23 protein-coding genes are annotated in these 25,056 nt (G+C 63.8%); 10 read left to right on the forward strand and 13 right to left on the reverse strand.

Annotated elements, in window-relative coordinates; translation table 11 throughout:
- Positions 1–222 precede the first annotated feature (222 nt).
- The 6 genes from rlmM to ACVOLR_RS15770 form a co-directional block, all read right to left on the reverse strand.
- Entirely contained in the window at positions 223–1,278 is a 1,056-nt protein-coding gene (gene rlmM, locus ACVOLR_RS15745) for a 23S rRNA (cytidine(2498)-2'-O)-methyltransferase RlmM (RefSeq protein WP_481537271.1), read from the reverse strand.
- A gap of 160 nt (positions 1,279–1,438) precedes the next feature.
- A complete protein-coding gene (locus ACVOLR_RS15750) occupies positions 1,439–1,999 on the reverse strand; it encodes a nucleoside deaminase (RefSeq protein WP_481532396.1) in 561 nt (186 codons plus the stop codon).
- 269 nt (positions 2,000–2,268) lie between these two features.
- Positions 2,269–4,545, reverse strand: a complete 2,277-nt coding sequence (locus ACVOLR_RS15755; protein WP_481537272.1) for a TonB-dependent receptor — start codon at positions 4,543–4,545, stop codon at positions 2,269–2,271.
- 246 nt (positions 4,546–4,791) lie between these two features.
- The gene (phbB, locus tag ACVOLR_RS15760) at positions 4,792–5,532 is read right to left on the reverse strand and encodes an acetoacetyl-CoA reductase (protein WP_481537273.1); all 741 of its coding nucleotides are present in this window, start codon (positions 5,530–5,532) and stop codon (positions 4,792–4,794) included.
- A gap of 31 nt (positions 5,533–5,563) precedes the next feature.
- Positions 5,564–6,892 carry a CitMHS family transporter gene (locus ACVOLR_RS15765; protein ID WP_312914076.1) on the reverse strand — a complete coding sequence of 443 codons (1,329 nt, stop codon included), beginning with the start codon at positions 6,890–6,892 and terminating at the stop codon, positions 5,564–5,566.
- Positions 6,893–6,934: 42 nt separating this feature from the next.
- Entirely contained in the window at positions 6,935–8,104 is a 1,170-nt protein-coding gene (locus ACVOLR_RS15770; protein WP_481537295.1) for an OprO/OprP family phosphate-selective porin, read from the reverse strand.
- Positions 8,105–8,296: 192 nt separating this feature from the next.
- Here ACVOLR_RS15770 and ACVOLR_RS15775 point away from each other — a divergent pair, with 192 nt between their 5' ends.
- From ACVOLR_RS15775 to ACVOLR_RS15785, 3 genes are read left to right on the forward strand one after another with little or no spacing between them, the layout of a single operon-like run.
- Positions 8,297–8,986, forward strand: coding sequence for a response regulator (locus ACVOLR_RS15775; RefSeq protein WP_481537274.1), 690 nt, complete (start codon positions 8,297–8,299; stop codon positions 8,984–8,986).
- A complete protein-coding gene (locus ACVOLR_RS15780; RefSeq protein WP_481537275.1) occupies positions 8,973–10,358 on the forward strand; it encodes a sensor histidine kinase N-terminal domain-containing protein in 1,386 nt (461 codons plus the stop codon). Before ACVOLR_RS15775 ends, ACVOLR_RS15780 begins: the two co-directional genes overlap by 14 nt.
- The gene (locus ACVOLR_RS15785) at positions 10,355–11,407 is read left to right on the forward strand and encodes an ABC transporter substrate-binding protein (protein ID WP_481537276.1); all 1,053 of its coding nucleotides are present in this window, start codon (positions 10,355–10,357) and stop codon (positions 11,405–11,407) included. The genes ACVOLR_RS15780 and ACVOLR_RS15785 overlap by 4 nt, the downstream gene beginning before the upstream one ends.
- A gap of 7 nt (positions 11,408–11,414) precedes the next feature.
- On the opposite strand, the gene ACVOLR_RS15790 is transcribed toward ACVOLR_RS15785, so the two are convergent.
- Both ACVOLR_RS15790 and ACVOLR_RS15795 read right to left on the reverse strand, forming a co-directional pair.
- Positions 11,415–11,831, reverse strand: coding sequence for a hypothetical protein (locus ACVOLR_RS15790; protein ID WP_481537277.1), 417 nt, complete (start codon positions 11,829–11,831; stop codon positions 11,415–11,417).
- Between the two features lie 95 nt (positions 11,832–11,926).
- Positions 11,927–13,675 carry a glutamine--tRNA ligase/YqeY domain fusion protein gene (locus ACVOLR_RS15795; RefSeq protein WP_481537278.1) on the reverse strand — a complete coding sequence of 583 codons (1,749 nt, stop codon included), beginning with the start codon at positions 13,673–13,675 and terminating at the stop codon, positions 11,927–11,929.
- A 104-nt stretch (positions 13,676–13,779) separates the two neighbouring features.
- Between ACVOLR_RS15795 and ACVOLR_RS15800 the strand changes: the two genes are divergently transcribed.
- Genes ACVOLR_RS15800 through ACVOLR_RS15815 form a run of 4 tightly spaced genes read left to right on the forward strand, consistent with a single transcriptional unit; the run spans position 13,780 to position 15,922 of the window.
- Positions 13,780–14,448, forward strand: coding sequence for a glutathione S-transferase family protein (locus tag ACVOLR_RS15800; protein WP_481537279.1), 669 nt, complete (start codon positions 13,780–13,782; stop codon positions 14,446–14,448).
- Positions 14,449–14,460: 12 nt separating this feature from the next.
- Positions 14,461–14,727 carry a putative signal transducing protein gene (locus ACVOLR_RS15805; protein WP_481537280.1) on the forward strand — a complete coding sequence of 89 codons (267 nt, stop codon included), beginning with the start codon at positions 14,461–14,463 and terminating at the stop codon, positions 14,725–14,727.
- Positions 14,728–14,758: 31 nt separating this feature from the next.
- Positions 14,759–15,409, forward strand: a complete 651-nt coding sequence (gene msrA, locus ACVOLR_RS15810) for a peptide-methionine (S)-S-oxide reductase MsrA (RefSeq protein WP_481537296.1) — start codon at positions 14,759–14,761, stop codon at positions 15,407–15,409.
- 3 nt (positions 15,410–15,412) lie between these two features.
- Positions 15,413–15,922, forward strand: coding sequence for a flavodoxin family protein (locus ACVOLR_RS15815; RefSeq protein WP_481537281.1), 510 nt, complete (start codon positions 15,413–15,415; stop codon positions 15,920–15,922).
- A gap of 169 nt (positions 15,923–16,091) precedes the next feature.
- On the opposite strand, the gene ACVOLR_RS15820 is transcribed toward ACVOLR_RS15815, so the two are convergent.
- From ACVOLR_RS15820 to ahpC, 5 genes are all read right to left on the reverse strand, one after another.
- Positions 16,092–17,057 carry a transaldolase gene (locus ACVOLR_RS15820; protein WP_481537282.1) on the reverse strand — a complete coding sequence of 322 codons (966 nt, stop codon included), beginning with the start codon at positions 17,055–17,057 and terminating at the stop codon, positions 16,092–16,094.
- Between the two features lie 34 nt (positions 17,058–17,091).
- Entirely contained in the window at positions 17,092–17,517 is a 426-nt protein-coding gene (gene rnk / locus ACVOLR_RS15825; RefSeq protein WP_282272444.1) for a nucleoside diphosphate kinase regulator, read from the reverse strand.
- Between the two features lie 235 nt (positions 17,518–17,752).
- The gene (locus ACVOLR_RS15830; protein WP_481537283.1) at positions 17,753–18,685 is read right to left on the reverse strand and encodes a LysR substrate-binding domain-containing protein; all 933 of its coding nucleotides are present in this window, start codon (positions 18,683–18,685) and stop codon (positions 17,753–17,755) included.
- Between the two features lie 79 nt (positions 18,686–18,764).
- A complete protein-coding gene (gene ahpF / locus ACVOLR_RS15835; protein WP_481537284.1) occupies positions 18,765–20,357 on the reverse strand; it encodes an alkyl hydroperoxide reductase subunit F in 1,593 nt (530 codons plus the stop codon).
- Between the two features lie 186 nt (positions 20,358–20,543).
- Positions 20,544–21,107: an alkyl hydroperoxide reductase subunit C gene (ahpC, locus tag ACVOLR_RS15840; protein WP_481532383.1), complete on the reverse strand. Its 564-nt coding sequence runs from the start codon at positions 21,105–21,107 to the stop codon at positions 20,544–20,546.
- A gap of 300 nt (positions 21,108–21,407) precedes the next feature.
- Here ahpC and prmC point away from each other — a divergent pair, with 300 nt between their 5' ends.
- From prmC to pip, 3 genes are all read left to right on the forward strand, one after another.
- Positions 21,408–22,250: a peptide chain release factor N(5)-glutamine methyltransferase gene (gene prmC, locus ACVOLR_RS15845; protein ID WP_481537285.1), complete on the forward strand. Its 843-nt coding sequence runs from the start codon at positions 21,408–21,410 to the stop codon at positions 22,248–22,250.
- 218 nt (positions 22,251–22,468) lie between these two features.
- Positions 22,469–23,731: an erythromycin esterase family protein gene (locus ACVOLR_RS15850; protein ID WP_481537286.1), complete on the forward strand. Its 1,263-nt coding sequence runs from the start codon at positions 22,469–22,471 to the stop codon at positions 23,729–23,731.
- A 74-nt stretch (positions 23,732–23,805) separates the two neighbouring features.
- On the forward strand, positions 23,806–24,750 hold the full coding sequence (gene pip, locus ACVOLR_RS15855; RefSeq protein ID WP_481537287.1) for a prolyl aminopeptidase: 945 nt from the start codon (positions 23,806–23,808) through the stop codon (positions 24,748–24,750).
- Positions 24,751–25,056: the final 306 nt, after the last annotated feature.

Genomic DNA, 25,056 nt, shown 5'->3' on the forward strand with positions numbered 1-25,056 from the left:
GTGGCGCGGCGCGGGCCCGGCGCCGGGCCCGCCCCCGCCCCGCCGCCCCCCCCGCCCCCCCCCCCCCGGCGCCGCCCCCCCCCCCCCCCCCCCCCCCCCCCCCCCCCCCCCCCCCCCACTACAGGTAATGCCCAAGCTTGAAGCGCTAGCAAAGGCTGCCCTCACCCCAACCCCTCTCCCGTGAACGGGAGAGGGGCTTTCGATCAAGAGCGGGGCTTCAGATCAAGAGCCTTTGGGGCGCGGGGTCACGAATACCGTGATTTCCTCGCGGTCGTGATACAGCTGCTTGGCGCGGATCGTCAGCGGCTTGTCGGCCTTCTCGGCAAACAGATCCAGGCACAGGCGGGTCTCATCCCAGCGCTTCTTCATCGGCAGTTTGAGGTTGAAGATGGCGTGCTTGCACCAGCCTTCGCGCAGCCAGGTGCCCATGCGCTCGGCAACGCGGCGTGGCTGTTCGACCATGTCGCAGACCATCCAGTCCAGCGGCGTTTCCGGCTGCCAATGGAAACCATCGGCACGCAGATGTTCGACCAGACCGGTATCCAGCACATGCTGACGCAGCGGGCCGTTGTCGATGCTGTTGACGCGCAGGTGCTGACGGGTCAGCACCCAGGTCCAACCGCCGGGCGCAGCGCCCAGGTCAGCTGCGCGCATGCCGGGGACCACCAGTGCTTCACGCTCTTCCGGCGTGAGCAGGGTCATGAAGGCTTCTTCCAGCTTCAAGGCCGAACGCGAAGGTGCATCCGGCAGCAGCTTCAAGCGCGGAATGCCCAGCAGCCATGGTGCGCTGTCGCGGGTGTCGGAGACGCAGACAAAGGCATGCGTGCCATCGACGAACACTACATGCAGGCGCGGCAGCTTGCCGTTGGGCTTGTCGGTGAGCAGGCCGCCTTTGCGCAGCGCCGGGCGCAGCGCATTGCCGAAGGCGCGGGCCAGGCCGGCCAGCGGCTTGCCCGCGTCCGAGTCAGGGTGCTCCACCCACAGATCGCCAAACCGTTGCTGGCCTTCCAGCGCGGCGATGATCGGGGTGATGCGGTCGCTGGCATCGAGCTGCGGCAGTTCGGCCAGCACGCGTAGCTTCTGCCGGGCGAAGATCAGCTCGCGCCAGGGCAGGCGCTGGTCCAGTGCTTCGGCCTCGTCGGTGACGAACACCACGTAGCCGTCGTTGCGCTGGGTACGGGCGTAGCCGGCAATGCCGGCGTGACCGGCACGGTCGTTCAATTCGCCGGCCAGTTCCGGTTCAAAGCCTTGGCGGCAGTAGCAGAGCAGGCCGGTCATGGAAATCCTTGGTTTGTTGCGGGTGGGCTTCCTTCTCCCGCTGGGAGAAGGTGCCCCGTAGGGGCGGATGAGGGTGGGTCGCGGTTCGGTAGCAGACTGCATGAGAACTGCCGGACCCTCACCCCAACCCCTCTCCCGCAGGCGGGAGAGGGGCTTTGTATCAGTAGCGTGCACCGTCGTTCTTGCCGTAGCTGTGCAGCACGGCGCGGGCGTCGTCGCGGTTGATGCCTTGCACGACCTCGATGCCACGCTTGTTCAGCTCGCCGGCCCAATCGGCGGGCAGCGGGCCTTCGTCGAACGGGGTGAGTTCTTCCACGTCGGCGGCGCAGGCGCCGATCAGCAGGCGGTCGATACCGGCCCAGACGGTGGCGCCGTAGCACTGGCAGCAGGGCTGCGAGGAAGTGGCTAGGGTGATCGGCGACAGCAGCGCGTTCAGGCGCGGGGTGTTGAGCTTCTGCTGGGCCAGCATATAGGCCATGTTTTCGGCATGTGCCAACGAGGTGGCATGCGGCACCACGCGGTTCACGGCAGCAGCGATCACCTTGTGGTCGGGGCCGAATACCACTGCGCCAAACGGGCCGCCGCTGGCGTGTTCAACATTCAGCCGCGACAGCTCGATGGCCAACGCTACCTTGTCCGCATCGCTGGTATAGGCGCGGTCGCAGTCGACGGCGTCGTGGATCCAGACGGGGAGGGTGAGGTGAACCTGGGCGTGCAGCATGATGATGACCGGCGTTATGGCAAAAAACGGCGGTCAGTTTAGCGGACTGGGGGGCTGGGGCGGGTTTGCTGGTGGGGGTTGTTCAGGTGTGGGGATTTGCCGTGCGCGCGGAACTGGAGCGGAGCCACGCTCAGCTCCTCCCCTTTGGCGAAGCCAAGGGGGAGGGTGGGAGGGGGTTGGCTTTTCTTTGTAATTTTCAGGATTGACGCGAAGAGCACCCCTCCCCAACCCTCCCCTTGGCCTTCGGCCAAAGGGAGGGAGCGAAGCGCTTAAAACTCCGCGCCCACCGTCATGAAGATCTGCCGCGGGGCGCTGGCGTGGATGGCGTAGCGGGTGCCGTTGGGGTCGGTCGGGGCGAACGAGCTGAGCTGACCGGCGTAGCGCTTGTTGCTCAGGTTGGTGACGTTCAAGGACACCTTGACGTTCTGCAGGCCCAGACCAGGGCCGAACCTGTAACCGCCGCCGGCATCGAAGGTGGTCACGCCGGGTACCGACTGGTCATTGGTATAGGTGTAGTAACGCTTGCCGGTGTACTTGCCGCGCAGGCTGGCGAACCAGCCGTCACGGTTCCAGCTCAGTTCGCTGGAGGCCATGCGTTGCGGGGTGTCGACGGTGATCTTGCCGGCGACTGGCACGATGGCACCGCCGGAGATGTAGTCGTCCTCGTAGGTGGTTTTGTTCCAGGACAGCGCGTTGTACCACTGCAGGCCCTGCGTCGGCTTGAGGATGAAAGTCAATTCCGCGCCCTGGCTCTTCACCGAGCCGACGTTGATGAAACGGGTGATGCATTCCGGGCGCGTGCCAACTTCAATGCTGGTGCAGGGGTTGAGCGAGAGCAGGCGGTTGTCGAACATCACGTGATATGCCGCCAGCGATGCCTGATACCTGGCACCGAAGCTGCGGAAGCCGGCTTCAAAGGTCTTGGACTTCTCCGGCTCCAGGCCGGCGCTGGCGGCAAAGGATTCGGGCGAGACCTGCAGCGGGCCGCCGCTGCCGCCGCCGACGAAGGCGGCGATGTTTTCTGCATACGAGGCGAACAGCTCGTTGTTGGCGTTGAGCTTGAAGCCCACACCCAGCTGCGGCAGCAGCGATTCCTTGGCGGTAAGCGTGCCCGACGCGAGCTTCTGCTCGGTGCCCGGCTTTGCGATAGCACGCATGCGGGTGTTCGGGCTCTTGATGCCGATATCCACAGTCAGGCGTTGATCGAGGAAGCGCATGCGGTCCTGCACGTAGAACTGGCGGGTGCGGATGTCGAAGTCCTGGTCGAACAAACGGCGGTCCGGATTCTTCAGGTAGGTGTCGTCGAGGAACGGACCGTCGATGTAATAGAAGTTGCGCTCGACGTTGTGGTCGTTCTGCTCGAACCACAGACCAGCTTCCAGTTCGTGGATGCCGACATTCCATGACAGCGCAGCGGTCAGGCCCTGACGATCGATGGTGTAGTTGGTGCTGCGGATCGAGATCGGCAGCATATGGTCGGTGCCCGGATTCGACGCCTGGCCCGGTGCCCACCAGTGGCCTTGGCCGCGGTTATCGTGGTGATAGGCCAAAAGCTTGAGGTTGAGCTCGTCACCGAGACGAAGGCTGGCATCAAGCGAGTACAGGTTGTCGTCGCGCAGGGCGCGGCTCTGGTAGTAGGCATCGTCGATGCTGTTGACGCCGCCGCTGAAGGCGCAGCGCGTGGCGTCGAAGGTTGCCGGTGCGCAGTAAGCGGCAGCCACCGCGCGGTCCCAATCTGGTGCGTAGATGTTCCAGTCATAGCCCAGTCCGCGCTGCAGCATGCTCTTGGACAGGTAGGCGTAGTTGGCTTGGCTGGCCCGCGAGGTGGCAACAAAGGCGCCGAAGCGATGATCGCCAACATTCCACACTGCTTTGGCATTGAACTGGCGGGTGGTCTGGTTCTGGTGTGGCGCGGCCCACATGTCCGCGTCCTGGTGCACACCGGAGACATAGGCCGAGAAACCATTCAGGTCGCCGGTATCCACGCGCAGGTAACCGCGACGCTGGTTGTCATCGCCGACAGTGACGCTGGCGCGGCCACCAAACACCGTGGACGGGTCCTGCGAGAAGTACTGGATTGCCCCGCCCAGATTGCTGGTCGAGGCCACGCCCAGCGAGCCTATACCCTGCGATAACTCGGCACCGCCCAGATTCTCGGCAATGATCGCGCGGGCGATGCTCAGGCCGTTGTAGTTGCCATAGCTGTTGTCGCCGAGCGGGATACCATCGAGCGTATAGCCCAGACGGGTCTTGTCGAAGCCGCGCAGGCTGATGGTCTGTGATTCTTCGTTGGCACCGAAGGCGTCATTGGACTGCACGGAAACACCGGGCAGACGATCAAGAATCTTCTGGCCGCTGCTGCCCGGCGGCAACACCTGTTTGTCGACCTCGCCGATGCGCTGCACCTGGCGGGTCTGGCCTTGGCCGATCACCGAGATGGTATCCAGCGTCTGTGCGGAGGCACCGCTGTCGGCAGCTGCTTCGGCGAAGGCGTGGTTTGTGCACAGGGCGAGGGTGATGGCGAAGCTGAGGCGTTGGAGATTCATTGTCTACCGGGTCCATGGAAAGGCCGGCGTGTACGCCGGTCCAAGGAGCCTGTCGGACGATTGTTAAAGCTCGTTTACGCAGGCGCGAAACTTTGCTGTTCCACGGTGTTTTGCGGACAGATGCGAGCAGAAGTGCGACGTAGTCGATATGAAATTCCGGACGTTCGACAGCAATGGTGCGCAGGCTTCCAAAAGAAAACGCCGCGACAAAGCGCGGCGTTGGTTGTTGCATCCATGGTCGCAAGATCAACCCATGTACAGGCCACCGTTGACCGGATAGTCAGCACCGGTGACATAGGCCGCATCATCACTGGCCAGCCACGCACACAGTGCAGCCACTTCCTCTGGCTTGCCAAGGCGGCGGATCGGCACCGAAGCCGCCAGCCGATCCAGCACGTCCGGCGGGAAGCTGCTGATCGCCTGGCTGGCGATATAACCCGGCGAGATCGTGTTGACGGTGACGCCGCGCGCGGCGACTTCCGCTGCAAGCGCACGACTGAAGCCGTGCATCGCGGCCTTGGCCGTTGCGTAGTTGACCTGGCCAATCTGGCCTTTCTGTGCGCTGACCGAGCCGATGTTGATGATGCGTCCCCAGTTCTGGTTGGTCATGCCATCGACCACCTGCTTGCTCAGGTTGAACAAGGTATTGAGGTTGGAGGCGATCACAGCGTTCCAGTCTTCGGTGCTCATCTGCCGGAACAGCATGTCGCGGCTACCGCCGGAGTTGTTGACCAGCACATCCACTTCGCCCACTTCCGCACGCACCTTGGCGAACGCAGCTGCGGTGGAGTCCCAATCGGCGGCGTTGCCTTCGGAGACGATGAAATCAAAGCCGAGTTCGCGCTGTTCGCGGATCCAGTTTGCCTTGCGCGGTGAATCCGGCGCGCACCCTGCCACCACCGTGTGGCCGGCGCGGGCCAGGGTCTGGCAGATGGCAGTGCCTACACTGCCCATGCCACTGGTGACGTAAGCGATACGTAGCGTCATGGTGCTCTCCAATGCGTCAGGTAGGTGCCGCTCAGGCGGCCAATGGATACAGGGCGAACAGCAGGCTGCCGGCCATCAGGATCATGGAAATGAGTACCGCCCACTTCAGGGTGAACTTCTGGTGGTCAGCAAAATCCACCTTGGCCAGGCCAACCAGCAGATAGGTCGACGGCACCAGCGGGCTCAACAGATGCACCGGCTGCCCGGCCAGCGAAGCCCGCGCCATTTCCACTGGAGTGATGCCGTAGTGACCTGCCGCTTCGGACAGGATCGGCAGCACGCCGAAATAGAACGCGTCGTTGGACATGAAGAAGGTGAAGGGCATCGATGCCACGGCGGTGATCACCGCCAAGTACGGGCCCCAGGCTTCCGGAATCACCGACAGGAAGCCGCGCGACATCGCTTCGACCATGCCGGTGTTGGACAGGATGCCGGTGAAGATACCTGCGGCGAAGATCAGCGATACCACTGACAACACATTGCCTGCATGGTTGACCACGCGACGACGCTGCTCGGCCAGGTTTGGGTAGTTGATCACCAGGGCGATGGCGAAGCCGACCATGAACAGGATCGGCATCGGCAGCAGGCCGATCACCAGTGCCGCCATCAGCGCCAGGGTGAGGGCGAAGTTGACCCACAGCAGCTTCGGCCGCTTGGTGTCTTCGGCGTCTTCCACGGTCGGCAGCGCATCGCTGTCGTCGGAGACGCTGGCGTCCATCCACGAGCCACCCTGCGGCAGGGCGACCACGCCCAGACGACGACGTTCCTTCATGCCCAGATACCAGGCCAGTGCAAGGATGCCGGCGCATGCCAGAACCATCGCCGGAATCAGCGGCACGAACACATCTGCCGGATCCACGTGCAGGGCAGTGGCCGCACGCGCGGTCGGCCCGCCCCACGGGGTGAGGTTCATCACGCCACCGGCGAGGATGGTTACGCAGGTCATGCTCAGTGCGTTCATGCCCAGGCGGCGGTACAACGGCAGCATCGCAGACACGGTGATCATGTAGGTGGTGGAGCCATCGCCATCGAGCGAGATCAGCATCGCCAGCACGGCGGTGCCCATTACGATCTTCAGCGGATCGCCCTTGACGATGCGCAGGATGATGCGCACCAGCGGGTCGAACAGGCCTGCATCGATCATCACCCCGAAGTAGAGGATGGCGAACATCAGCATCACGCCGGTCGGCGCGATCTTCTTGATGCCGTCGAGCATCATTTCATCAAGGCCGGCACCGAAACCGCCGATCAGGGCGAAGACGATGGGTACGGTAATCAGGGCGACCAGCGGCGACAGTCGTTTGCTCATGATGAGATACATGAACGTCAGAACCATGCCGAAGCCGAGGATGGTCAGCATCATCTGCAGACTCCTAGAAGAGACAGGACGGGAAGGGGGCGTTTAGAAATCGAACTGCAGGCGGCCGGTTACCGCGCGGGTGTGGTCCACGGTGGTATCGGTCAGGCGATTACGGTTGCGGCTTTCGATCAGGTTGAGCATGAAACGCAGGTTGTCGCGCAGGTACCAATTGCCGGCCAGGGTCCAGGCTTCGGTGCTGCCGTTGCGCAGGTCGGGTTGACCATCGAGGTGCTGGCTGCCGCGCATCTGGTCGTAGCGCAGCGCGACTTCAAACGCGCCGGGTTTGTGGCGGATGTCCTTGATGCGGGCGAAGCGGCCGGTCTTGCGGTCATAGCTGCGCGACTCGCCGGTGACGAACCAGCTGAGCATGCCGTAGGCGGCCATCACCTCGCCGCGCTGGGCGCCGTCGTCGAAGGTGGCGCCGCTGAATTCGCCCTGCCATGACAGCGGGCCGCGCACCTGTGCGTATTCCAGCGACCACTTGTTGACGTCGGTATCGCGGCCGGCCGAGAAGTCGACCAGGGTCAGGCGACTTTCATCGGACAGATGGCCGGCCGGGCGTGGGCGGATGCGCAAGGCAGGAACGCCATTCACGCCGGGGTTGTCATAGGCCTCGCGGGCCAGCGACAAGCCCAGGTGCAGCACATCGCCAGCGGCCGGACTTGGCGCCCAGGTGACGCGGCCGCCAGCAGCGCGGCCCTTGACCTGCCAGGCATCGATGCTTTCCAGGCTGTAGACGCTGGCGGCCCAGGTCATATCGCCCGGATTGGCCTGCCACGAGGCGCCAAGGCGGTACAGCGGGGCCAGGCTGGTGCCGGCATTGCCACGCTCCAGGAAGCTGCCGTAGTTGGAGCCGGTGCGGTCGTCCAGCGAGTAGTACTGCTTGAACTGGCCCACGGTCAGCTTGCCGGCATCGCCGAAGCTGCGGCTGACGTAGACGTCCTTGGCCTCGGGGCGGTCGCCGGAGAAATCGGCTTCCAGCTTGTAGTCGACCACGAAGAACTTGCCTGACACATCCAGCCAGGCGCGACGGATCTCGGTGTCGTCCTTGTTCGGGGTGCCGCGATGATCATTGTCGAAGCTGGCGAAATCCAGGTGCAGGCGGCCGCCGATGGTGGCCGTGACCGGACCTTCGTCATCTGCGGCCAGCGCCGGAGCGCCCAGGCTCAGCAGCACAGCGGCAGCGATGCTGCGCTTTTGGAAAACACTCAGTTCCACAAACCCTCCCAGGTGCGCGCCAGGCGCGCGGCATACATGGGCACCTGCTGGTGCGTGGCCGCAGTCTGGAGGGGACTAGCTGTCATCCGCCTGTCAGCACTTTGTGCGCCGCAGCAATGGTGGTGTCCCCTGCGCGTTGCTGGCTTCCGCGTTAGCATTCGCGCCTTCCCGCCACATTCCCTCGCGATGCGCCTGCTGCTGGTTGAAGACAATGCGGACCTGGCCGACGCCATCATTCGTCGCATGCGCCGCAACGGCCATGCGGTGGATTGGCAGGCCGATGGCATGGGCGCAGCCAGCGTGCTGCGCTACCAGAGCTTCGATCTGGTGGTGCTGGACATTGGCCTTCCCAAGCTCGATGGCCTGCGCGTGCTGGCGGGCATGCGCGAGCGCGGCGACAGCACGCCGGTGCTGATGTTGACCGCGCGTGACGGCATCGAAGATCGCGTGCAGGCATTGGATGTGGGCGCGGACGACTACCTCGGCAAGCCTTTCGATTTCCGCGAGTTCGAGGCGCGCTGTCGAGTGCTGCTGCGACGTGGCCGTGGCCAGGCCAGTGAAGTGGTGCAGATCGGCGGTTTCCAGTTCGACAATGCCGCGCACAGGGTCACCCTTGATGGTGAGGTGATCGAACTGCCTAACCGTGAATTCCGCCTGCTGGAAATCCTGGTCGGGCGGCTTGGCCAGGTCGTCGGCAAGGATGAGATAGCCAAGGGTCTGTTCGGCTTCGACGACGAAGCCGGGCCCAATGCGATCGAGCTATACATTGGCCGACTGCGTAAGAAGCTGGTGGCCGCACCCTTGCGCATCACCACCGTGCGTGGCGTGGGCTACATGTTGGAGGCCAGCGACGGCGGTAGCGATGGCAACGGCTGAGATCCACGCCTCCGGTTCATTGCGGCGCACCTTGATGCTGTATCTGGGCGCGTTGCTGGCGGTATTCGCGGTGGCGTTGTTGTTTGCAGCGCGTGATTACGGGCAACGAGCTGCTAATCGTTCCTACGATCACCTGTTGGTGTCTTCGGCGCTGTCCATCGCCGACTCGGTAGCGCTGGTTGATGGCCAATGGCAGGTGGATCTGCCGTATGCGGCCTTGGACCTGTTGTCGATGGCCGAGGAGGACCGAGTGTTCTACCGGGTTGCTGACAGCCGTGGCCTGACCATCACCGGTTATGAGGATCTACCTCTCGCACCGCGCAAGACTGGCAGCCAACCGCAGTTGTTCGACGCCGAGTACAGCGGCGAAACCGTGCGCTTCGTGGTGGTCAAACGCAGCTTTGCTGCCGCGTCCGCGCAGGGCGAAGTGCAGGTGCAGGTAGGCCAGACTCGCCGCGCGCGCGCTGCGCTGGCGCAGGAAATGGTCAACCGCGCGCTGATCGCCATCGGCGTGTTGTCGGCCTTGTTGCTGGGTTTGGTGGCATTCGGCGTGCACCGTGCGTTCCGTCCGCTGGTACGGCTGGAACGCGAATTGTCGCGACGCGAGCCATCTGACCTGAAGCCATTGGATACGCGCGTACCGCGTGAGATGAATCAGATGGTCGGTGCCTTGAACCGTTTCATGGAGCGCCTGTCCAGCAGCAACGAAACCCTGCGCGCATTCATGGCCGAAGCCGCGCATCAGATGCGCACGCCACTGGCGGCATTGCGCGCACAGGCGCAGCTCGCCCTGGACGAAGAAGAGCCCGAGGACATGCAGCGCAGCCTGCGTGCGATCGAGCGCAACGCCACCCATATGAGTCGCCTGTTGAACCAGCTGCTCAGCGATGCCAGCGTCATCCATCGCTCCAACCTGCAGCGCTTCACGCCATTGGATCTGGCTGAAACGGTGCACCAGGCCCTGCACGAAGCACTGCCGCAGGCCGGCCCGGCGCCACGCGTGCAGCTGGCGATCACCACCGGCGCGGTGCAGGTCAACGGCGACGCCTTGCTGTTGCGCGAGGCGATCAAGAACCTGATCGACAACGCGATGAAATACGGCGGCGACGGCCCGCTGCAGATTGCCTTGACCGTGCAGGACACGCAGGCGGTGCTGACCATCGCCGATCACGGTCCCGGTATCAGCGCCGCCGATGCCGAGCGGGTATTCGAACGCTTCGGACGTGGTGAGAACGCGCCTGCCGGTGGTGCCGGTCTGGGCCTGGCCATCGTCAAGCGCGTGGTTGAAAGCCATGGCGGCAGCATCGACCTGAGCAATCGGCCCGAAGGCGGTCTGGTCGCCACCATCCATCTGCCAAGGCATGCCGCATGAGCCGCTTGTTGATCCTGTTGTTGGGCCTGCTGCTGGCACCGTCATTGCACGCTGCGCCGGGTGATGTACAGCGTTTCCCAGCGCAGGGCGTGGCGACCGAGCAGCTGCGCATCCACGGCACCACGGATATCGAAGTGTTCGCGGTGGTGATCGCCGATTACCAGCGCCTGCATCCGGGCACGGAAGTCGTTTACGAAGACATCATTACCCAGGACCTGTACGCGCGTTTCCTGCGCGACCGCAACACCGCGACCACGCCTGATCTGCTGATTTCCAGCGGCATGGATCTGCAGACCAAGCTGGTCAACGATGGCCACGCATTGCCGCATCGTTCGCCGCAGACGGAGGCTGTGCCTTCGTGGGCGAAGTGGCGCAATGAAGCCTTCGGCATCAGCTACGAGCCGGTGGCGATGGTCTACAACACGCGTACCTTGCCAGCCGCAAAAGTGCCGCACACGCGCCGCCAGTTGCTGGACCTGCTGCGTGCCGAAGGCGCACCGCTGCGCGGCAAGGTCGGAACCTACGATATCGAGCGCAGCAGTGTCGGCTATCTGCTGGCGACCCAGGACGCTCAGCGCGGCAGCATCGCCGGCGCCTTGCTGGGCGCATTGGGTGACAACGGCGTGGTGCGCGAGGAGCGTACCGGCGTGCTGTTGGACCAGGTCAGCAGCGGCAAGCTGTCGCTGGTCTACAACGTGCTGGGCTCGTATGCGCAGGCGCGCATCGATGCCGGTGCGCCCCTGGGCATCGTCGAGCCGGAGGATTACACCCTGGTGGTGCTGCGTACGGCGGTGATTCCGCGCAACAGCCCGCACCCGGCCGAAGCCAAGCGCTTCCTCGACTACCTGTTGTCGGCGCGGGGCCAGCAGGTGCTGTCACGCGAGGCGCGCTTGATGCCGATCATCCGCAACGGCGGTGGTGACAGTGATCCCGGCCAGAACCGGCGGCCGATCCAGCTTGGGCCGGGGCTGCTTGTGTATCTGGATGCGCTCAAGCGCCGCCAATTCCTCGATGCCTGGCGCAGCAGCGTGGAGCCCAAGCCGCGCTGAGCGCTACTCAGCGCGCCGGTGCGGGATTCTCGCTCATCGGTTGGCGCAGCGGATCGTTGCTGCCGGCTGCTGCGCATTTGCCCTGCACGCAACTGCAGCCCTGGATCTCAGGGAAACCACAGACACTCATCATGCCCTTGGCCTGGCAGCTGGCCTGTACGCCGGCCGGGTCGGTGGGACTGTTGACGTTGACGCAGGCGGGATACTGACCGCAGCAGTTGCCGACGTTCTTCACCGTGCAATCGGCATCGACCTTGCAGCTGCTGTCGACCACGACAGGCGTGGCAGCGGGTTTGGCAGGTGTTGATGGTTCGCTGGCAGCCACTGGCGCGGGCGTTTGCGAAGTGACCGGCGCAGTGGCGGCCGGTGAGCTGCAGGCGGTGATCGCGAGCAGCAGGCAGAGCAGCAGTGACAGACGGAACATGGGCGAATCCTGTTCTGGGCACGCGGCCATGGTAGCCGCGTCCCATGTGAGCAGGGGGTTACCGGGCTGTCAGCCGGTAACCCCGCCCATCCGGATCAGGCCGACCAGGTATCGCGCAGGGTCACGCTGCGGTTGAACACCGGCTTGGCCGGGGTGTGATCGCGGCGGTCGGCGACGAAGTAGCCGGTGCGCTCGAACTGGTAGCTGAGCTCCGGCGTAGCCAGTGCAGCGGCCGGTTCGACGTAGCCGGTGACGACCTTGCGCGATTCCGGGTTCAGGTAATCGCGGTAGGTCTTGCCGTCGGATTCATCGTCCGGGTTGGCCACCGAGAACAGGCGGTCGTACAGGCGCACTTCGGCTTCCACCGCGTGCTGGGCGCTGACCCAGTGGATGGTGCCCTTGATCTTGCGGTTGGCGCCTTCCATGCCCGGGCGCGATTCCGGGTCCAGCCAGCCGCGCAGCTCGACGATCTCGCCGGCATCGTTCTTGATCACTTCATCGACGCGGGCGATGCCGGCGCCGCGCAGGCGCACTTCACCGCCCGGGACCAGACGCTTCCAGCCCTTGGGCGGCACTTCGGCGAAGTCTTCGCGCTCGATCCACAGTTCGCGCGAGAACGGCACTTCGCGGCTGCCGAAGCTTTCGTCCTTCGGATGGTTGCTGAAGGTGAGGGCTTCTTCGTGGCCCTCCGGCAGGTTGGTCAGCACCAGCTTGAGCGGATCGATCACCGCCATGCGGCGTGCGGCGGCGCTGTCTAGGTCTTCGCGCAGGGCGCCTTCGAGCACGCTGAAATCGATCAGCGAGTTCTGCTTGGAAATGCCAACGCGCTCAGCGAACAGGCGCATCGCCGCCGGGGTGTAACCACGACGACGCAGGCCCTGCAGGGTCGGCATGCGCGGGTCTTCCCAGCCATCGACCAGGTTTTCGGTGACCAGCGCCATCAGCTTGCGCTTGCTCATCACCGTGTAGTTGATATTCAGGCGTGAGAACTCGATCTGACGCGGCTTGGCGGCCTCACGCGGCAGGCCCTTGTCGACCAGCGGCTGGGTCAGCGCGTTGTCGTGGGCGTAGTCGACGTTGTCCACGCACCAGTCGTACAGCGGGCGGTGGTCTTCGAATTCCAGCGTGCACAGCGAGTGGGTGATGCCTTCCAGCGAGTCGCCCAGCGCATGCGCGAAGTCGTACATCGGGTAGATCGGCCAGGCATTGCCGGTGTTCTGGTGCTCGACGTGCTTGATGCGGTAGATCGCCGGGTCGCGCAGGTTGATGTTGCCGCTGGCCATGTCGATCTTGGCGCGCACGGTGCGGGCGCCATCGGCGAATTCACCGGCACGCATGCGCGCGAACAGGTCCAGGTTCTCCTCGACGCTGCGCTCGCGGTACGGCGAGGGGCGGCCCGGCTCGGTCAGCGAGCCGCGGTAGGCGCGTACTTCCTCGGCCGACAGGTCGCAGACATAGGCCTTGCCGTCGCGGATCAGCTTCTGTGCGGCCAGGTAATAGGCATCGAAGTAGTCCGAGGCGTGGCGCAGCTCGTTCCACTCGAAGCCCAGCCAGCGCACGTCATCCTGGATGGCCTGCACGTATTCCGGGTCTTCCTTGGCCGGGTTGGTGTCATCGAAGCGCAGGTTGCAAACGCCGCCGAACTCGCCGGCGATGCCGAAGTTCAGGCAGATCGACTTGGCATGGCCGATGTGCAGGTAGCCATTGGGCTCGGGCGGGAAGCGGGTCTTGATGGCCGTGTGCTTGCCGCTGGACAGGTCCTCACGGACGATCTGACGGATGAAATCGCGCTTTTCGGGAGCGTTTTCCGGCGTGGCAGCGACAGCAGGCGTGTTCTCGGACATGGGGGGACGCAGTGTATTGAAGTAAACCGCAAGTTTAGCCGAGCCGGGCGTTGGCTGCCGGGACGGGGCTATGCTGGAGCCTCCCGCCCCGTGGATTGGCACTGATGGACTGCCCCGTTCTGGTGATAGGCAACAAGAATTACTCGTCCTGGTCGCTGCGCCCGTGGCTGCTGCTGCGCCATTTCGGGGTGGATTTCGACGAAATACGGCTGGCCCTGGATACGCCGGGCTTTGCCAGCGAAGTGCTGCAGCATTCGCCCACCGGCAAGGTGCCCGCGCTGCGTGATGGTGCGCTGCAGGTCTGGGATTCGCTGGCCATCTGCGAATACGCCAACGAGCGCTGGCTGGGCGGACGCGGCTGGCCGGCCGATCTGGCCCAGCGCGCCGTGGCGCGGGCTGCCGCGGCGGAAATGCATTCAGGTTTCACCGCGTTGCGCAGCCAGCTGCCGATGAACAGCCGCCGCCAGCCGGACGGCTACCGCTGGGACGCCGCCGCGCAGGCCGACATCAACCGCATCCGCGCGCTGTGGAGCGAGCTGCGCCGGCAATACGGTACGGGTGGGGAGTTCCTGTTTGGCCAGTTCGGCATCGTCGATGCGATGTTTGCGCCGGTAGCGGTACGCTTCGACGGCTATGGCGTGGCCGCGGAAGGCGTTGCCGGCGAGTACCTGCAAGCGCTGTTGGCGCTGCCGGCGCTGCGCGAGTGGCGCGAGGCCGGTGCGGCGGAAACCGAGCAGGTTGCTGCCACCGACGCCCTGCGCCAGCCGGTTTAAGCGGAGAACCCCATGCAGCTGATCTACCAGACCAATAATCTGTTCGACGCCCATCTGGTCAAGCACGCACTGGAAGATGTCGGCATCCCGGCCTTCGTATTCGGTGAGTCCTTGCTGGGCGCGGGGGGCGAGCTGCCCCTGTTTGGCCTGCTGCGGGTCTGTGTGCCCGATTCGGCCAAGCCTGAAGCCGAGGAGATCGTCACTGCCTTGGGCTTGGACGATGGCCCCGCCGACCCCATCTTGGATGACGATGAAGCGCCGGGATTCCTCCCGGCCTGAGGAACTGACCATGTTGGGAATTGGCCAAGGAATACTGGGCATCGGCGCGTTCAAGCAGCGCCTGCCGCGCCCGGAAGAAGCACTGCCGGGGCGGGACACGCCACTGCCGCTGCACAATCAGCATTTCGTCAACGGCCAGCCCCTGCAGGCCGATTTCGATGGATTGCAGGTGCTGGACGTGGGCCTGGGCTGCTTCTGGGGCGCCGAGCGCAAGTTCTGGCAGCTGCCGGGTGTGGTGACCACGGCGGTGGGCTACCAGGGCGGCGTCACCCCGAATCCGACCTATGAAGAAGCCTGTTCCGGCCTTACCGGCCACACCGAGGTGGTGCGGGTGGTATTTGATCCGGCGCAGGTGACGCTGGAAGCCGTGCTGCGCACCTTCTGGGAAAACCACAATCCCACCCAGGGCATGCGCCAGGGCAACGATACCGGCACCCAATATCGGTCCGCGATCTACTGCCACACGCAGGAACAGTACGACGCGGCTATTGCCAGCCGTGCTGCCTACCAGCAGCAGCTGACGGCATCGGGTTTTGGTGAGATCACTACCGAGATCGTGTTTCCGGCACCGCCGTTCTATTACGCCGAGGATTACCACCAGCAGTATCTGGCGAAGAATCCCAATGGTTATTGCGGCATCGGCGGTACCGGTGTGAGCTGCCCGATTGGTCTGGATGTCTGAGCTGTGAGTGCCACACCGCGCCGTTTACTGGTGGTGTGGCACAGCTTTACCGGCGCTACTGCGGCGATGGTGGAAGCATTGCTGCAGGGTGCACGCGCGAGTACCGGTGATGCGGTGCAGGTGATTGCGTTGCGCGCTGCAGATGCGGGTGCGGACGATGTGCTTGCCGCCGATGCGGTGGTGTTTGCCACGCCGGAGACATTGGCTTCGATGAGCGGGGCGATGAAGGATTTCTTTGATCGCAGCTATTACCCGCTGTTGGGGCGCTGCGAAGGCAAGCCATATGCGCTGCTGGTATGTGCAGGATCGGATGGTCTGCCGACGATTGCGCAGCTGCGCAGGGTGGCGTTGGGTTTGCGTTTGAAAGAAGTGGCTGAGCCGGTGCTGGTGTGTACGCAGGCACAGACGGCGGAGGCGATTGTTGCCGGGAAAACGCTGCCGGAGGAGCAGCTGGCGCGAGGCCGAGAGCTGGGCGCGCTACTCGCAGCAGGGCTGGAGCTGGGAGTTTTTTGATTTTGATTAAGCCCCTCTCCCGCATGCGGGAGAGGGGTTGGGGTGAGGGCGCTCTTAAAGCACGTGGAGCAAAAGCTTTTAAAGCTCTAAAAGCTTCCCCTCATCCGCCCCTTCGGGGCACCTTCTCCCGCTCGCGGGAGAAGGGAGTGGTCAGACTTTGCTTGAACTGTCAGTTCCCAAGCTCATCCGCAATCCGCTGACGCAAGGTCTGCAGATCCTTCGCAAACGCTTCAATACCAGTAGCCAACTTCTCCGTAGCCATCGGATCAGCCGCCATATCCGCATCAAACTTGGCTTCATCGATCGCAGCGGCATTCACTGCTTCAGCAGCACCAGCAACCAGCTTGCGCGGCAGCTCACCAAAAGCTGCATCCAGCTTCTCCAGCAGATCCGGCGAGATCGTCAGACGGTCACAACCGGCCAGCGCTTCAATCTGCGCGGTCGAACGGAACGAGGCACCCATGACAACGGTGTTGGAGCCGCGGCGCTTGAACTCGGCAAACACGCCGCGCACGAACACCACGCCCGGGTCTTCATCAATGCTGGCCGGGGTCTGGCCGTTGGCCACGTACCAGTCCAGGATGCGGCCGACGAACGGCGAGATCAGGAAGGAACCGGCTTCCGAGCAGGCCAGCGCCTGGGTCGGGTTGAAGATCAGGGTCAGGTTGCAGTCGATGCCTTCGGCCTGCAGCACGCGTGCAGCTTCCACGCCCGCCCAGGTGGCGGCAATCTTGATCAGCACCTTGCTGCGCGGCACGCCGGCCGCTTCGTACATGGCGATGAACTCGCGCGCTTTGGCAATCGTCGCCTCGGTGTTGTGCGCCTGGTCGGCATCCACTTCGGTGGAAACACGGCCCGGTACCAGCTCGGCCAGCATGGTGCCCACGCCAACGGTCAGGCGATCGACCACGGCATTGGCGATGCTCTGCTTGTCACCGCTTTGGGCGCGGCCCCACTGCAGCTCGCGCTCGATCAGGCCGGCGTACACCGGCAGGTCGAGGGCTTTTTTCACCAGCGTCGGGTTGGTGGTGCAGTCGACTGGGCGCAGGCGCTTGATGGCGTCGTAATCGCCGGTATCGGCGACGACGACGGACAGTTCACGCAGCTGGGCGAGCTTGGAGGGGGCCTGGGACATCATGGTTTCCTGTTGCAGGTGCGGCGCAGTGCGCTCAGCGGTGGAAATCGCCAGCCGCTTCGGGCTGGTAGTGAACAGCGGTGACGCGCAGGCGCAGCTTGCGGCCGCCCGGTGCGGTCCAGTCGATGGTCTGGCCAACCGACAAGCCCAGCAGGGCGCTGCCGACCGGTGCCAGCACGGACACGCGGCCCTTGTCGAAGTCCGCTTCGTGCGGATAGACCAGGGTCAGGGAATGTTTTTCGTTGTGCAGTTCGTCTTCGCAGTCCACACGGGAGTGCATGGTGACGATGCCTTCGGGGATTTCTTCCGGCGGCAGCACCTGCGCGCGCTCAAGTTCCTGCGCAAGGGCAACAGCGGCCGGGTGCCGGCTCAGCGCCGGGGAGTCCAGCAGGGCCTCAAGACGGGCCATGTCACGGGTGGAAACAACGATGGATGGTGGCAGACCGCTGTGGCTGGTCATGGGAATTCCTTATCTGATTGAAGAGCAAGCAAAAGGCGACGCTTTGTCGGCGCCGCCCGGATTTCTATTGTGCTGGTGAAACGGGCCGTAGACGACCCTGTGAAGATCATGGGGCCGGTGCGGCCCGGATGCAATGTGGGCGAGGGGAATGTTCAGGTTTTGGGGCAAAGCCTGACCCCTCCCCAACCCTCCCCTCCGCCTGCGGCGCAAGGGAGGGCCGGGGAGGGGTCAGCTTTTAAGCTTGAACCCGCGCCGGTTCCGCCGGCGCCTCCAACAACCCAGCCGGCAGCTGTTTGAACAACTGCGAGAACTGCTCCAGAAATGCGCCCATCGCCGAACTGCGGCGCCAGACCATGCCGATCCTGCGATTCGGCTGCGGATTGCCCGCAAACGGGATCAACCGCACGTTCTCCGAGCGCGCCACCGGCGGCTTCACCGCAAGCATCGGCAGCAGGGTGACGCCTACGTTGGCCGCGACCATCTGCCGCAGAGTCTCCAGGCTGGTGGCCTGGAACTCGGATTTTTCCAGCGCGCCGGCCATATGGCAGACATCCAATGCCTGATCGCGCAGGCAGTGACCGTCCTGCAACAGCAACAGGCGTTGGTCGGACAGGTCATCCAACGTCAGCGAGGGGTGGCTGGTCAGTGGGTGGCCTTCCGGCGCAGCCAGCACGAAGGGTTCCTCGAACAGGAATTCGGTGTGCAGCTGCTCGTCGGCGATTGGCAGCGCCAGTATTGCGGCATCGAGCTGGCCGTTGCGCAGCTGCGCCATCAGCACATCGCTCTTTTCCTCGACCAGCAGCATCTCCAGTTGCGGGAAGCGCTGGCGGATCGCCGGTACTACATGAGGCAACAGATACGGGCCCAAGGTCGGGAAAATTCCCAGACGCACGGTGCCGGCTTCGGGGTCGCGCGCGCGGCGTGCGGCTTCCTTCATCTGTTCCACTTCGGCAACGATATTGCGTGCCCGCGCTGCGGCTTCGCGGCCGGCCGGGGTCAGCATCACTTTGCGCGGGGCACGCTCCACCAGCGGCACGCCGAGTTCTTCTTCCAGCTTCTTGATCTGGGTGGACAGGGTGGGCTGGCTGACGAAGCTGGCCGCAGCGGCACGGCCGAAGTGCTTGTGCTCGGCCAGCGCCACCAGGTATTTCAGGTCACGAAGGTTCATGTCGGGCTCCGCTCATGCAGGCGCCGGCAGTTGCCGGCGCGGTCAAACCAAAGCCCCGCGATGCGGGGCTTTGAGGGCTTCAGGCGGTTTCAACTTCTACCGCTGCAGGCTGCAGCACCGGTGTACGGATCAGATGATCGAAGGCACTGAGCGCGGCAGTCGAACCAGCACCCATTGCGATGATGATCTGCTTGTACGGCACCGTGGTGCAGTCACCGGCCGCAAACACGCCCGGCACATTGGTCTGGCCGCGATCATCGATGATGATCTCGCCGCGACCGCTCAGCTCCACCGTGCCACGCAGCCACTCGGTGTTCGGCAGCAGGCCGATCTGCACGAAGATGCCTTCCAGTTCGACCCGGTGCGAATCGCCACCGACGCGGTCGGTATAGACCAGACCGTTGACCTTCTGGCCGTCGCCCAGCACTTCGGTGGTCTGTGCGTTGAGCACCACCTTCACGTTGGGCAGGCTGTTGAGCTTGGCCTGCAATACCTGGTCGGCGCGCAGCTTGCTGTCGAACTCGAACACGGTGACATGGCTGACGATGCCGGCCAGGTCGATGGCTGCTTCCACGCCGGAGTTGCCGCCGCCGATCACCGCCACGCGCTTGCCCTTGAACAGCGGACCGTCACAGTGCGGGCAGTAGGCCACGCCCTTGTTGCGGTACTCGTCTTCGCCCGGCACGTTCATCTGCCGCCAGCGGGCACCAGTGGACAGGATCACTGTCTTGGACTTCAGCGAGGCACCGTTCTCCAGCTGCACTTCGACCAGCCCATCGGCACCGGCCGGCACCAGCTTGGTCGCTCGCTGCAGGTTCATGATGTCCACCTCGTACTCACGTACGTGGGCTTCGAGCGCGGCAGCCAGCTTCGGGCCTTCGGTGTGCTGCACCGAGATGAAGTTCTCGATCGCCATGGTGTCCAGCACCTGGCCGCCGAAACGCTCGGCAGCAACGCCAGTGCGGATACCCTTGCGTGCGGCATAGATCGCCGCTGCAGCACCGGCCGGGCCACCGCCCACCACCAGCACGTCGAATGCATCCTTGGCCTTGATCTTCTCGGCCTCGCGGGCAACGGCGCCGGTATCGAGCTTGGCGACGATCTGCTCCAGGCTCATGCGGCCGGAATCGAACATCTCGCCACCCTGGAACACCATCGGCACCGCCATCACCTGGCGCTGTTCCACTTCCTGCTGGAACGTACCGCCCTCGATCACCGTGGTGCTGATCTTCGGGTTCAGGATCGCCATCAGCGCCAGCGCCTGCACCACGTCCGGGCAGTTGTGGCAGGTCAGCGACATATAGACGTCGAAGCTGTACTCGCCGTCGATCGCGGTGATGCTGTCGATGACTTCCTGCGCGACCTTCGGCGGATGGCCGCCGGTCCACAGCAGGGCCAGTACCAGGGATTCAAATTCGTGGCCCAGCGGCAGGCCGGCGAAGCGCACGCCGTGGTTCTGGCCTTCGCGGGCAATCACGAACGAAGGCTTGCGCACATCGTTGCCGGAGGTATCCAGGGTGATCTTGCCGCCACCGGCCGCGACGATATCGTCAAGCAGGCCGCGCATGTCCTGGCTGGCGCTGCTGTCGTCGAGCGAGGCGATCAGGCGCAGTGGCTGGCGCAGCAGGCCCATGTACTGCTGCAGCTGGGTCTTGAGGCTGTCATCGAGCACGGTCAACTCCTTCGTTGAGGCAAAGCGGGGGAGTGACGCCCCTGCGTGAAGCGGGGCGCCAGTAAATATGTAGGGGTGAACCGCAGCGGGCTGCGTGGCGTGCGGGCGTGGTGCTGGCTGGCATCAACACGCTGCGGTTCACCCCCACGCCCGCCGCTAGGGCGGGGTGGGAGCGGGTAAGACTTGTTAGATCTTGCCGACCAGGTCCAGCGACGGGGTCAGGGTCTTTTCGCCTTCCTTCCACTTGGCCGGGCACACTTCGTTCGGGTGAGCGGCGGTGAACTGGGCAGCCTTCAGCTTGCGCAGGGTCTCGGACACGTCACGGGCGATCTCGTTGGAGTGGATCTCCGAGGTCTTGATCACGCCTTCCGGGTTGATCACGAAGGTGCCACGCAGGGCCAGGCCTTCTTCCGGGATGTGCACGCCGAAGGCGTTGGTCAGCTGATGGGTCGGGTCGCCGACCAGCGGGAACTTGGCCTTGCCCACTGCCGGCGAGGTTTCGTGCCACACCTTGTGCGAGAAGTGGGTATCGGTGGTCACGATGTAGACCTCGGCACCGGCCTTCTGGAACTCGGCATAGTTTTCAGCGGCGTCTTCGATCTCGGTCGGGCAGTTGAAGGTGAAGGCTGCCGGCATGAAGATCAGGACCGACCACTTGCCCTTCAGCGATTCGTCGGTGACTTCAATGAACTTGCCGTTGTGGAACGCATTGACCTTGAACGGCTGGACCTGGGTGTTGATAAGGGACATGAAGTTTCCTCTTGGGTGTAGGGCGGGGTGAATCGTTGGAGCAAAGACTAATAGGCAGAAACTAATAAAACAAATGAATTGGATGCATCGTATCAATAGATAATGCCTATCAAACAATGCCCTGAAACTGCCTCAAGGCCTGATATCGGGTGCTTTGCGGGCTTTCCAAGCCATTCAGGGCCAAGCTGAACGGTGTGACATAGATGGGATTAATCCTTAGGCAAGGATCATGGCGGTAGGCAGGGGCGGGCGCGCTGACTATCCTCGCCCTCCTGAAAGAAGCCGCGAAGAGGTAATGCAGTGTCCACGTTGAAGGTTGCCGAGCTGTTGCGGGAGGCCGCTGCACGCCTGCCGGGTGAAGATTCCCGTCATGAGGCCGAGCAGTTGCTGATCCACGTGCTGGGCGTGGAGCGGGCTTGGTTGTTCGCCCATGCCACCGACGAGGTGGATGCCGAGGTACGCGAGCGCTTCGAGCTGCTGCTGGCGCGTCGTGCCGAGGGTCACCCGCTGGCCTACCTGACCGGCCGTCGCGGCTTCTGGACCCTGGACCTGCAGGTCAACACGGCGACCCTCATTCCGCGTCCCGAAACCGAGCTGCTGGTCGAGCAGGCACTGGCACGGCTGCCGGCCGATGACATGGTGCGGGTGGCCGACATGGGCACCGGCAGCGGCGCGATTGCCTTGTCGATCGCCAGTGAACGGCCACTGGCCACGGTGATGGCGACCGATGTGCTGGGCCCAACCTTGGCGGTTGCGGTGAAGAACGCACAGGCGCACGGTCTGGAGAACGTGTGGTTCCGGCGTGGGCACTGGTACACGGCGCTGGGTGCGGATCGCTTCGACATGATCGTCAGCAACCCGCCGTACATCGCCGCTGGCGACCCGCATCTGGTGCAGGGTGATCTGCGTTTCGAGCCACCGCCGGCCTTGGCCTCGGGGCCGGATGGCTTGGACGCGATCCGCGAGATTGTTGCCTTCGCGCATGAGCATCTGGTGCCCGGTGGCTGGTTGCTGCTGGAGCATGGCTGGGATCAGGGCGAGGCGATCCGCGCGCTGCTGGAGCAGGCCGGGTTTGTGGAAGCGCAGACGGTGCAGGATCTGGAACAGCGTGATCGGGTGACGCTGGGGCGTTGGCCGGGTTGAGGTTGTTGTCGCTGCTGTTGCGCTCGCTCTTGCTGCTTTTCAGCTGGTCATTCCCACCTTCGTAGGAATGACAGCATCGAGAAGCGGAACCAAAGCCAAAGCCAAAGCCAAAGCAGGGCCAAAAGTACTGTTCAAGCTGGTCATTGAAGCCATTTTCTGTCCGTATCACACACGCCGGGATCTCCCGTAGCATCGCCATTTCCAAGCCGGGGGTGCCGATGATCCGTACCGCGTTCGCTGCCGTATTACTGGTCACATCACTGGGCTGCGCCGCAGCGCCAGCCACCAGCAAACAAGCCCCCATCCATCCCTTGCGTGAAGGCTCGCCGATGCAGGATGACTTCGCAGATCTGGCGCCCTTGGGTGAGGCCATCGGCGACAAGCGCATCGTCATGCTTGATGAGCTCACGCATGGCGAAGGCAATATCTACGAGAGCAAGGTACGCACCGTGCGCTACCTGCATGAGCGCAAGGGCTTCGACTTGCTGGTGCTGGAAAGCGGCTTGTTCGATGTCACCCGCCTATGGCAATCGCGGCTGCCACTGCGTGCCAACGCGCCGGGCAACATCTTCTACATGTATGCCAACAGCGCCGAGGTCTGGCCGTTGTACGACTATCTGGATGCACAACGTGATGCGCCGGATGCGATGCAGCTGGCTGGTTTTGATGGTCGCTTGAGTGGCGGACTCTCACGTCGCCAGCTGGTGCCGCAGCTGCGCGAACACTTGCTGCATCAACCACTGGACGAAATGGCACGGCTGCGCCTGCAGCTGCATCTGCAACAGGTACAGCAATTGCTCGATGGCAAGCTGGCAATGGCGGACGCCCGCACACGCCATCGCTTCCTTGAAGATTCGCAATGGCTGCTGCAACTGTTACCCGCGCCGGATGCCGAGCACGGCGAGGATGTACTCAACAGCGATGGTTTCTGGCGCCGCATCAACGCCAGCCTGCAACGCATGGCCGAAGTGGCTTGGCAGCTGCGGCCGTTCGACGAACACGATCCGGTCATGGCCGGTAATCTGCAGTGGTTGCTGGAGCAGGCCTACCCGGGACGCAAGGCAGTCGTCTGGGGGCACTACGCGCATCTGAACAAGCTTGGCGGCTACCGCGACGGTCATGCGCGTGGCTTTCCGGTGGTGGACAACGTGACCCGCGCTTTGCCGCCTGCGCTGCAGACACAGACCTATGTGTTGCATTACGCGGGCGCGCAAGGAAGTTATCTCGACTACAGCGATCAGCAGGTTCGCAAGGTGGATGCCCGGCCGTCGCAGCTCGAATCGCGCTTGACTGCCGATACCTCGGCCGCAGCGGTGTTCGTCGATCTGCATGCAGGCAGTTTGCCCGGCGAGGAGGATCCGGCCAGCCGGCTGTGGGGCATGGACTACGCCGATGAATTGAGGCTGCCCGAAGCACGTCAGCGCTTCGACGGCATCTGGCTGTTGGATGGGATCACCCCTGCGACTTACACGAGGCCTTGATGGAACGCTGTAGCGCAGACAAGACCGCAACATCGCTGCGTTAAACTAGCCGTCCTGTTCCCAGCGAGGCTGCCATGCGCACGCTCTACCCCGCCATCGAGCCCTACGACACCGGCACGCTCAAGGTCGACGACCGCCACACGCTGTATTTCGAACAATGCGGCAACCCCAACGGCAAGCCGGTGGTGATGCTGCACGGCGGCCCCGGTGGCGGCTGCAGCGACAAGATGCGCCAGTTCCACGACCCGGCCAAGTACCGCATCATCCTGTTCGATCAGCGTGGCTCGGGCCGTTCCACCCCGCATGCAGACCTGGTCGACAACACCACCTGGGATCTGGTCGCCGACATCGAAAAGCTGCGCGAGAAGCTCGGCGTCGACAGCTGGCAGGTATTCGGCGGCAGCTGGGGTTCGACCTTGGCCCTGGCCTATGCCGAAACCCACCCGCAGCGCGTGACCGAGCTGGTGCTGCGCGGCATCTTCATGCTGCGCCGCTGGGAGCTGGAATGGTTCTACCAGGAAGGTGCCAATCGCCTGTTCCCGGATGCCTGGGAGCATTACCTCAAGCCGATCCCGGCAGTGGAGCGCCACGATCTGATCTCGGCCTTCCATCGCCGCCTGACCAGCGATGACGAAGCTACCCGTTTGGCCGCTGCGAAGGCCTGGAGCGTATGGGAAGGCGCCACCAGCTTCCTGCATGTGGACGATGACTTCGTCAACAGCCACGAAGACCCGCAGTTCGCGCTGGCCTTCGCCCGCATCGAGAACCATTACTTCGTCAACGGCGGTTTCTTCGAAGTGGAAGACCAGCTGCTGCGCGACGCGCACAAGATCGCCCACATTCCGGGTGTGATCGTGCACGGCCGTTACGACGTGGTCTGCCCGCTGGCCAATGCCTGGGAACTGCACAAGGCCTGGCCGAAGGCGCAGCTGCAGATCAGCCCGGCGTCCGGCCACTCGGCATTTGAAGCCGAGAACGTCGACGCGCTGGTACGCGCAACCGACAGCTTCGCCGGTTGATAAGCGAGCCCCTGTAGTGCCGAGCCATGCCCGGTAGGGGCGTTACCGATAGACCATCTTGTAGGAGCGGCGTCAGCCGCGAAGCTGGTAAATGATCAGATCGCAGAAATGCTCGACTGATCGTTGTCACCAGCTTCGCGGCTGATGCCGCTCCCACATTTGTTGGGTCACTGGTAAAGCCTCTGCCGAGCATGGCTCGGCACTACCAGGGGCTGTGCTTGATCAAAAAATCACCAGTGTCTGCAAAGGTCTGGTGCGCAAGGGTTGTGCGAGCTTATCCACAGCTTGTGTAACCGTCAGGGCACA

It is taken from the genome of Stenotrophomonas sp. STEN030 (assembly GCF_056759995.1).